Origin of the sequence: Microcoleus sp. Pol7_B2 (assembly GCF_036701035.1) — a bacterium.
GTDB lineage: Bacteria > Cyanobacteriota > Cyanobacteriia > Cyanobacteriales > Microcoleaceae > Microcoleus.
In genome coordinates this window covers 50,793-61,879 of sequence record NZ_JAUBQB010000037.1, presented here as the reverse complement: position 1 = coordinate 61,879, position 11,087 = coordinate 50,793, and the positions used below count along the sequence as shown (strand labels likewise).

At 48.2% G+C, this 11,087-nt stretch carries 4 protein-coding genes; 2 read left to right on the top strand and 2 right to left on the bottom strand.

The genetic code is table 11. The features are described from left to right. Positions 1-3,192 (top strand): calcium-binding protein (locus QUA57_RS15560; RefSeq protein ID WP_333251186.1); only part of this gene is annotated, 3,192 nt, incomplete at its 5' end. Between the two features lie 505 nt (positions 3,193-3,697). Here QUA57_RS15560 and QUA57_RS15555 read toward each other — a convergent pair. Both QUA57_RS15555 and QUA57_RS15550 read right to left on the bottom strand, forming a co-directional pair. Further along, positions 3,698-4,765: an IS630 family transposase gene (locus QUA57_RS15555; RefSeq protein WP_333059421.1), complete on the bottom strand. Its 1,068-nt coding sequence runs from the start codon at positions 4,763-4,765 to the stop codon at positions 3,698-3,700. Between the two features lie 243 nt (positions 4,766-5,008). Continuing rightward, positions 5,009-5,632 (bottom strand): GNAT family N-acetyltransferase, encoded by a 624-nt coding sequence (locus QUA57_RS15550; protein ID WP_333059420.1) that lies wholly within the window; start codon positions 5,630-5,632, stop codon positions 5,009-5,011. Positions 5,633-7,344: 1,712 nt separating this feature from the next. Here QUA57_RS15550 and QUA57_RS15545 point away from each other — a divergent pair. Continuing rightward, positions 7,345-10,866 carry a response regulator gene (locus QUA57_RS15545; RefSeq protein ID WP_333059419.1) on the top strand — a complete coding sequence of 1,174 codons (3,522 nt, stop codon included), beginning with the start codon at positions 7,345-7,347 and terminating at the stop codon, positions 10,864-10,866. Positions 10,867-11,087 lie beyond the last annotated feature (221 nt).

Below are 11,087 nucleotides of genomic sequence, written 5' to 3'. Positions count from 1 at the left end.
CCAGCAACCCAAGGAATCCTGTTTTTAGGAGATCCAGCCAACGGCGGCGTACCCGTGACACCAGGTCAAGTCCTGACACCGGAACAAATAGGACAACTGTTTTTCCAATCCACAGGTAGCTTTACCGGTGCCAATTTTACCTACAGCGCCACAGATAACAGCGGCGCAGTTAGCCCCCCAGCTAACGCGAATCTCGGTTTAACAGGAACGACACCCCCGCCGACTCCAGCACCAGTACCAACACCCACTCCCACACCATTACCAATATCGATTCCAGCAGCAACACCAACTCCCACACCAACTCCCACACCGACCCCCAACGAACCGCCAACAGCCAACAATACTAACCTCACCCTAGAGCCCAACAGCACCGCGCAAATTCCGGGATTAGGAAAAAGTGACCCCGATGGGTCGATCGCCTCTTACACCATCAACACCCTGCCGCCAGCGGCCCAAGGAGTCCTGTTTTTAGGAGATCCAGCCAACGGTGGTGTACCAGTCACACCAGGTCAAGTCCTGACACCGGAACAGCTAGGACAACTATTTTTCCAATCCACAGGTAGCTTTACCGGAGCAACTTTCAGCTACAGCGCCACAGATAGCAACGGCGCTACCAGTTCCCTGGCTACCGCTACTCTCGGTTCCACAGGAGCAACTCCCACACCAAATCCCCTAAACTTACCGCCAGTAACCAACAATGCTAATTTCACGGTAGACCCCAACAGCAGCGCGCGGGTGCCGGGATTGGGAGGAAGTGACCCCGATGGGTCGATCGCCTCTTACACCATCAACACCCTACCGCCAGCGGCCCAAGGAATCCTGTTTTTAGGAGATCCAGCCAACGGCGGAGTAGCCGTGACACCAGGTCAAGTTTTGAAACCGGAACAAATAGGACAACTATTTTTCCAATCCACCGGCGACTTTACCGGTGCCAATTTCAGCTACAGCGCCACAGATAACAGCGGCGCTACCAGCCCCGCCACTGCCACAGTTGCCGCTATCTCCCCGACTTCCAACCAACCGCCTTCGATTAACAATGTTAACTTCACGGTTCCGACTAACGGCATCGTGCAGGTGTTGGGATTGGGAGGAAGTGACCCCGATGGGTCGATCGTCTCTTACACCATCACCAGCGTCCCCCCAGCCAACCAAGGAGTCCTGTTCTTATCAGCTTCAGTCAACGGCGACGTACCCGTGACAGCCGGTCAAGTTTTGACTCCGGCAGAAATAGGACAACTATTTTTCGTAGCCACAGTTGACTTTAACGGAGCAACTTTCAGCTACATCGCCACCGACAACCTCGGCAAAGTCAGCCCCGCTAGCGCTACTGTTGCTGCTATCTTGAGGCCAGTTGGAACTGTTCCCCCACTCATACCTACACCCACACCAACACCCGCGCCCGGTATCTCAAATCCGCTCCGGGAAACAGATACCGACTGTCAATGTTCTCCCATTATTGAAAAACCGGGAATTAACTTTGCGCCCCCGCAGCAACCACCCGCAGTTGGATTTGTCCGGCCTATTTCACAATTTTCCGAGGGACAAACCACCAAAGGAACCGACGGCGATGACTTGATCGTAGACACCAAAGGCAACCAAAAAATTGTCGGTTTTGAAGGCAACGACCTGCTTTTAGGTGAAGAGGGCGCGGACGAAATTTACGGCAACGAAGACAATGACACGATTTTTGCGGGCCTTGACACCGATATTGCTTACGGAGACGAGGGCAACGATATCGTATTTGCAGGCAAACAGAATGACTGGATTGCCGGCGACTTAGGCTCTGACACCCTGTTTGGAGATCGAGGTGCGGATACGATTCTCGGAGACACCGGGCAGAACAACTCCCAGAGTCCTGACGATGCTCGCGATTTGATTTTCGGAGGCGAGGGTGCAGACCTCATTAACGGCAACGAGGGCGACGATACCATCCATACCGGCAAAGGTGACGATATTGCCCTTGGAGGTAAAGAAAATGACCGAATTTGGGGCGAACTCGGCTCCGATACGTTGTTTGGTGGCATCGGCTCCGACAGCTTGTTTGGGGGCATCCGCGACCAAAGGGCCACCGACTCCGAGGGACGCGACTTGCTGTACGGAGGCTTCGGTAACGACTTCCTCAACGGCCAACAAGACAACGATACGCTGGTTGGAGGCAAAGATAACGATCGCGCTTACGGAGGTAAAGGCAATGACATCATCTACGGTCAATTAGGCTCCGATACTCTCTACGGCGGCGAAGGAGCCGATACTCTGCTCGGCGACAGTGGCAGTTCCCAGTCCATCGGGGATCTCGGCGAACAAGACTTAATCTTTGCCGACAGCGGCAACGACATCATCGGCGGCGGCCACGGTAATGATACCGTGCAAGCAGGTAAAGGCAATGATTGTGTTTGGGGTGGCAAAGATAATGACCTGATTTGGGGCGAACTCGGCTCAGATACCCTTGTCGGGGACAGCGGCGACGACACCATGTACGGCGGTGCTCGAAGTCGAGCTAAAGATGTTGGCGGCCAAGACTTGCTCTTTGGTGGCATCGGTGCTGATGTGCTGTTCGGCGATGAGGGTGACGATACCATCAGTGGTGGTCAAGACAACGACTTGATTTACGCCGGCAAAGCTAACGACCTCATACACGGAGATCAGGGCGACGACTTGATTTACGGGGGTGACGGCAGCGATGAACTCTGCGGTGGCGAGGACAACGATACCATCTATGGCGATCGTGCTGATAACCGGGCTTTCTCGGTGGGCGCAAACGACCAGCAAGACTGCATCAACGGCGGTGAGGGCGATGACTTGCTCTACGGCAACGAAGGCCAAGATACTATCAACGGAGATGCTGGCAGCGATACTCTGATTGGGGGTAAAGATAACGACCTTCTCAATGGGGGCGCTGGAGATGACTGGCTGTTTGGGGACTTGGGCGAGGATACTTTAATTGGAGGTATGGGGAGCGATCGATATGTGTTGAGTGCTGATGGCGGCACTGATACTGTCATTAACTTCGAGGTAGGCGTCGATAAGTTGGTTTTGAGCGACAGCCTGAGTTTCCAGCAGTTGCAATTTAGCGCCACTCCGAACGGTACGTTGCTGCGAGTAGCAGGAACCGATCGGGTTTTAGCGAATCTGGTTGGGGTTAACGGGGCGATCGGCTCCTCGGATTTCCTACCAAATCTCTCTGAACTCTAGAATTGGCGGCGAAAGTCTCCTGTTCTGACGAACAAAACGCCACAGAAGTTCTGATCTGCTGTGGCGTTCCTCACAATACTCAATCCGGGTTAGAAACTTGGTAGCGCTAGGCCATTGACATCACTCTTACAGTTGCCTTTTGTTCCTCTCTAAAATGCTAAAAAATAAAGGTGTATTCAAGCTGGATTTGGTATAATATCAAATATGTTAGGAGCTAGATTAGTCATCAATCTATTATCTTTATCGGCATGAATCATGGTCGATCTATTGTCATATGCGGTGAATAAAATATATTTTTTTACCGCTGATAAACACAGATTAACGCAGATTAATTATATTAATTCCTGTTGAATAATCCGTAATTTTTGACTGTTTTTACGCCCGACGACGCTACCGGAGTTTATATAACTTTGTATGGGTTTTTTCAGGTGTTCCAAGGTACAGAATGGTTGGTAGCTCAAGTGTTTACTACCCACTAATATCATGTCCGGGTACTTACCCATAATTAAGCCGAAACTGGAACTTGAGGCCACCAGTGAAAGTTTGTTAAACCCCGAATTAAATCTTGCTGTTGGAGTAATTGTTTGCAGCGATCAAATAAAACCTCTTCTAATTCATCAAGATTTTCAAATGTTCGATTAGCAAGAGGCTCATTTGTAAGTGGCCAAAGTCTTTCTGCTGGTTGAAGTTCTGGAGAGTGAGATGGCATCTCAACAATGTGAATACCTTTTGGGACTTCAAGTTTCCCGGCAGTATGCCACCCTGCTCGCTCCAAAGCTAGTACAACTTGCTTATTTTCCCCGATGTTAAAATGTTGAGCAAAATCAACCAAAACTTGATTAAAAAATTGGGTATTTACAAAGGGTAGAATCCACCAATATGTTTCTCCAGACTGCGGATGAACAAAACCATATAACCATAACCATTTAAATCGCCAATTAACTTTTGCTACGGGTACTGTCCATTCATCTACCCACATCCTTCTAATTATTGGTTTAAGCCCGACTCTATGTTCATCCATTGTCCAAACTTCTACCTCGGCGTCGGGGTACTTTTCTTGAACTTGAGTCACCGTTTTTGCTAGTTTTTTTTTCCATTCTTCCTGCTCTGTAAAGTCTGCTTCCTGATGAGAGGGTCGAGGTACTCTCAAACGTAGTCTCATTGCCTTCAAATACTCCCAACCTCGTTGTCTACTAACTTTCTGTCCTAATAATTCACTCATCCAATTTGCAACTTTCTGTCCGTTCCAAAGCCCACCAACAGTTGGATGTGATTGTAGCGTTTGCCATAGTTGTGCTTGTTGTACATCATTCAAAAGTGTATCGGCACCTGGATGTTCATGCCTTTTATCTCCAAGTGATTTTGGACCAATGCGGTTATACCCCCAGACTAGTTCATAAATCCAACTGAGACTATAACCTGTTATTTGTGAAACCTCTCGGCTACTTCTGCCAGATGCTAGTAACCAGATAATTTGGTAATGACTTCTTTCAACCGGGTGTTTTGCTTGACGGTAACGCTGTTCTAGTTCTGGTAACGATAGATGTGGTTCAATGCTAATACGTTTTGGCATTGGTCAGATAGATGCTTTTTACAAAGGGTATACTTAGCTATTTTACTATGGTTGTACTAGCGGACATGATATAATTTTAGTGTGTTGTGCGATCGGGCTTAAGAGCAAACTAAAATTCATCACTAATTCCCCATTCCCATTCCATAGATTCACAATAGAAGGAAAGAAGAGATACACGGATAGCTATTTTTTCCTTTTTCTTGGTGAAGCCCCAATTCCCCATAATCAATTCAAATACTTAGCTTAGGATAGCGAAATCTGCTTGCGTAAAAATAGGCGGCGCGGCTGGCCGAACAGCCAACCAGTCCAATTCCAATCCACCTGTTGCAAGCGATAGCCGGCCTGATAGTATAACTGTCGCGCCGCGTGATTATTTTCCAGAACGTGGAGGTAAATCTCAGAAAATCCCCATTCTTTGGCTGTCTCCTCGCAGTGGCTGAGCAATTGTTGAGCAACCCCCTGCCGCCGATACTCCGGGTGAACGGCTAAATTCGACAAATAAGGATAGTCAGAATTAGGGCTTTGCCAAGGAAAGCGAGAACGCAGAGCCATTTCTACTGTTCCTGTTATGCGCTGATATCGGTGCGATCGATAATTCTGCGTTCCCTCCTCGCGCGAGACTAGCTCAGCAACCAGACAAATGTAATGTTCTGCCTTAGAACGCAGTCGATTTTTTAAATCTTCGTAAATGCCCAAACGCAACACTGGATACACCCATTCTACAAACCCCTCGCGGGAGTGAAAGCTCATGGCTAAAATATCAGCTAGCTGCGTTAAGTCGTTGGGCGCAGCCACCCGGATAGAAAAACCAGAAAGTCCGGGAGGTTGTTGTTGGTGAGATGGTGAGGAAAAAAATGAAGGATTCACAATGCCAGGCCACTATAGTAATTTTTTTACGCGGGTTTCTAAGCTACCCTCTTAGAAAATTCACTGATGTTATACTGATCTTATAACGTAACTTATAGGCATAGTTTATTACCCGATTAAATTACATTTTTTTTCTTGACTTTAAGTATCATTTGAGGTAAATGGAAAATTATTAGCATTTAATACTCTAGTTATGACAAAATAAAACTCATCCCCTAATACTAGATTTGTGGATAAGCTATTTGACCTTTAAATTGAAGCTTGATCCCTGGCTTTGGGCCGGCATCACAAGAGTTTAAGTAAACAGTAGCTTACAAATTAAATGCGCGACAGCTTAGCGGGCAAGGTATTAAAAACAATCACAAAGGTTTTAACGTCAGGTTCGCGGCATCCTACCGCTCTCTGCTTACGGAAATACCCGATCGAATATAATTTATCCGTCAAGCGGTAGTTGAAAAACTCAACGACTGACCATACTAACACCGGGCACGATCGCGCGTCGGATGTTCCCCGCCGCCCCCCCGGCTTGGCACCCCAGCTTTCAGCAGTTCTGGGCTATCCATCGCCCGTCCCCCATCGAACCGGTCTTACCTGTTGAGCTACTGGGTACTTTTCCAACGTCCAATTTAAATTTGGATGCCTGGAAACAGTCTGCAGGGGTTTTCCCCGTCGGTTCGATACTCTGCTGCGCGCGAGCGAGACCTTCAAAACCTCGATCGAGCTGATTGGCCCTGCCCAAAAACCGATACAAGCCACCGACACTCGTCGGGGACAGCTCAAAATTTTAGACCCTAGTTCAAGCTCCCCGATTCATCTGTGGAGTAAATCTAAAATCTAAAATCTAAAATCTAAAATCGACTGATCGGTTTCCACAGAGTACATCCCTAGCTAAGATTAACAGATGGATGCTCGAGCTTGCGGTGTTTCGCCGCAGTAATTGGCTTGTCGAAGGTCTGCAGGACGCACAAAAAATGCCGAGATCGGGGAAAAAAGTGCAAGTCTAACTAAAATGGTACAGCAATTGCGTCACTCCCACAGACACCTCTGTGGTCTGTCAGCCACCCCCCAATATCAGTCAGGGGCTCAGGGCCCGATGGTGGTCGTTATCCTTGGCTGACTGTTAAAGTTGCTGTTACTTGTGGGAAAAAAACACAGGCGAAGATGTTGGTTGTCTATTGTATCTTGCTGCGGGCAGCTTTCACATACCAAATACAATATTCCCAGGAGCTAGGAGCAAACATAAATTTGGCAAATCAACTCACAATCAGGACGGTTATTCCTATGTATTCTGAGATATCCAGACGGCAGTTAAAATGGCCAGATTTGTGTTTGCTCTATTGCTGCATAAAGGTAAGGGGTAAAAAAAACTTATCGGGAGACGAGTTTATATGAATATCATTAAATAATAAAATTGGGGTGCACGACAGATAACTGTGGCTCAGAAGAATTCCGAATTGAAAACCCAGACATCAAAAATCAAGGTTGATGCTTGCCTCGCACACTCACAACAACTTCATATCCACGAATTATTGTGATACCATTTTCCCAAAATAATGGCACTCTAGGCAAAATCCCAATCCTTATGTCATCAGTCATTCGCAATCGAAAATCGAAAATCGAAAATGGTATGACTTCAGCAATTTAAATCGGCGAATTCTTCCTTTAATCAGACTTATTAAATCGAACAGCCCCGGGGCACAGGAGAACGGTGCATGAATTCCCAAGAAAATCCTAAGCTAAAAATTCTGATCGTCGATGACGAACCGGATAACCTCGACTTGCTTTACCGCACCTTTCATCGAGACTACAAAGTGCTCAGAGCCGAATCTGGTCCCGCTGCTCTCGAAATTTTGGCAAAAGAGGGAGAAGTTGCGGTGATTATCTCCGACCAGCGAATGCCAAAAATGAGCGGTACGGAGTTTCTCAGCTTGACGGCGGCTCAGTACCCCGACGTGATCCGAATTATTTTAACTGGCTATACGGATGTTGAAGATTTAGTGGAAGCTATTAACGCTGGCAAAGTATTCAAATACGTTACCAAGCCTTGGGATGCTCAAGAGCTGATAAATCTTGTCAGTCAAGCTGTTGAGACTCACAATCTTCTGAAAACGCGCACCAATGAACTGCGCCGTGCTTTGAGCCAAGAATCGCTGCTTTATGCCGTTACCAATACTATCCGCTCGGCTCCCAATTACCAGCAAATGCTGCAAAGAATTGTGGAAACTGTCGGGCAGATGTTTGAGGTGAGTTGCTGTCTGCTGCGGCCGTTCCAAGACGGCCGAGTTGCCGATGAGTGGTTCGTTTACCAGAAGGCAGAAACTCAAGGGTTGGGGGGCGATGAGGAAGCGATGCCCAGAGATGCTTCTGCTGCCGAACTCTCCCCGGATTTGCTGCCGGATTTGGTTTGGGAAACTTTGGATGTGGAAGTGATTCAAGATGCTCAAACTGACGATCGAGTTTTAAACTCGGATAATCAACAACGACAGCAGGCTTACGAAGCTGCGAATATTCGATCAAGCTTGATCGTACCGCTGTTTTACAAAATCGAACTGATGGCAGTCTTGGCGCTGCACCAGTTTGATCGACGGCGCCAGTGGCAAGACCACGAGGTACAGTTGGTAATTACGGTGGCAGACCAAGCGGCTTTGGCGCTTTCTCAAGCCCGGGCTTACGAACAGGTGCGGGCGCTGGCCAAGCGCGAGGCCTTAGTCAATACTATTACTACGGCAATTCGATCGAGTCTCGATCCTCAAAATATTTTTGCAGCCATTACTCAACAACTCGGCCAAGCTTTGCAAGTTGACGGCTGCGCCCTATCTCTGTGGACAGAAGATGATGAATACGTCCAATGCGTGGGGCTATACGACACAAATAGAGATACCGTGGCTGTAGAACAGGGTTTTATTGATCCAGAGGTAGTTGCGAACCCTCTGGGCTACGAGACGGCTTCGGGCGATGCTGCTGCTAACACTCGCGCCTGGGTTTTTGCCCATCCTTCTTTGCCACAGTCTTTGGTGCCGATTCGGGGCAATCCGGTGTTGCTGCAAGTTATGGTATCAAAAGAGCCGGTGGCGATCGAAGATCTCGAGGAACACCCCGAGTTAAATGTTACAGAACTCCAAGTTCGATCGCCAGCCCGCGCCCTGTTAGTCGTTCCCTTACTCTCAGAAGGCAAAATCATCGGCAGCATTTCCCTGCGCCAAAATCGCAGCATCCGCCGCTGGAACATCTCAGATATTGACCTGGCTCAAATAGTCGCAACTCAAGCGGCTCTAGCCGTGCAGCAGTCGCGCCTCTACCAGACTACCAGACAGCAGGCAGAACGGCTTCTGGAAGCCGATCGGCTCAAAACCGAATTTTTCCAAAATATCTCCCACGAGTTCCGCACCCCTCTAACTCTAACTATCGGCCCTCTAGAATCAGCTTGCAGGCGCCAAGAAGACTTGCCCTACGAACAAGCCGTAATCGCTTTGCGTAATTCCCGCCGCCTCCTGCGCTTGGTAAATCAACTGCTGGACTTGCAGCGGCTCGATGCCGGACGGATGCAGCCGAGTTTCCGCCCCTGCGATTTAGTCGGTTTCTGTTACTCTACCGCAGAGTCGTTCCGCGCCTACTGTGAGAAAAAAGGACTGCACTTAATTACCCAACTGCAAGAATGTCCTTTACTTTATTTGGATCTGGAAAGATTTGACAAAGTTATTTACAACCTGCTATCAAATGCTGTTAAATTCACCCCAGAAGGCGGAACAATCACCCTGAAAGTTGAATCGGCTGGCGCTCACTGCTTGTTGCAAGTAAAAGACACCGGTATCGGCATTCGCACCGAACAAATTCCCTATTTATTCGAGCGCTTTCACCAAGCCGAAGGTTCTGCTAGCCGTTCCTACGAAGGCAGCGGTTTAGGTTTGGCACTTGTCAAAGAATTGGTCGAACTCCACGGCGGTCAAGTTTCAGTTGAGTCAGTTTACGGGGAAGGTACTACTTTTACCGTTTGGCTGCACTTCGGTTCGACTCACTTGCCCCCGGAACAGGTACTAGAAATACCAGCAGAGTTTCACTCATCCAAAGCTGCGGTGGAACTGGCAGATGTGGAGGCAGATTTGTCGGAAAATGAGGCAGAAAATCATAACTTTGAGGCGCTCGAGCCGATCAGATCTGAAACAGCAGTGGGAACGGTTTTGGTGGTTGACGACAATCCCGATTTACGCTTTTATGTGTCGGCTATTCTGCGAGATTCCGGTTTTGCAGTTTTGCTCGCCCGCAACGGAGAAGAAGGATTTGCCGTGGCTAAAAAACGCCGTCCTAATTTAATTATAACGGATTTGATGATGCCTTTGGTCTCGGGTTTGGATTTGATTAAGATGATTCGAGAGGATGAGGAATTGCAGGGAACTCCGGCAATTTTGCTGACTGCTAAAGCCGACGAAGATACTCGAATTGAAGGAGTAGAACGGGGTGCGGATGCTTATTTGTCCAAGCCTTTTAACGATCGAGAATTGTTGGCGGAAGTGCGGAATTTGATCGCCCTCAAACAAAACGAGCGCCGAGTGCAGCAGTTGAACAGTTATTTAACTGAGTCGGTGCTGCGCCGATTTTTACCGCCGGCGATGGTGAAGGCCGCTGCGGCTGGAGATTTGGCATTGGATTTGCGCCCGGAACCGCGATTGATTACTATTCTGTTTAGCGATATTGTCGGTTTTACTCAAATGGCAAATACGCTGCGCTCGCGCCGGGTAGCTGAGCTGTTGAATGAATATTTGGCGGCAATGACTAAGGCTATTTTTGACAGTGGCGGTACGGTGGACAAGTTTGTTGGAGATGCGGTAATGGCTTTCTTTGGCGCGCCGGAGGAACTAACGCCTAACGAGCAAGTACGCCGCGCTATCGCTGCTGCAAGGCAAATGGTGCTATCTCTCAAGGAGCTTAATAAGGGCTGGTTGGAGCAGGGAATTGTGGGGGAAAATGGGGTGCCTCCGGTGCGGTTTCGCTGCGGAATTCACCAGGGTACTGCGGTGGTGGGGATGTTTGGCGGCCCCGATCGATCGGATTATACTGCGATCGGGCCGAGCGTGAATATTGCCGCCCGCTTGCAAGAGGTCACGGAACCAAACACGGTGCTAATTTCGGCGGCGGTTGCAGATTATGTTGAGGAAAATCGCATTGTTAAATATAAGCCTTTGAAACTAAAAGGAATTGATGAAACGGTATTGACTTTTTTACTAAATTGTGATTAGTCATGATAAGTATTATATGTTGATATCCCACGCACAATTTCGGGAACAACCTATTCCTAAATAAGTAGATGAGCCGCAAAATATGTATGTAGTCCAAAGCGATGGTCACTCTGTGATATCGTTTCCGGTTGCATCGGAATAATAAAATAGAGTCAACAGTTAACCCTCAACCATTCAGTTTTTCGACCCGCCCGTCAACAGTCAACAGTCAACAATAATTC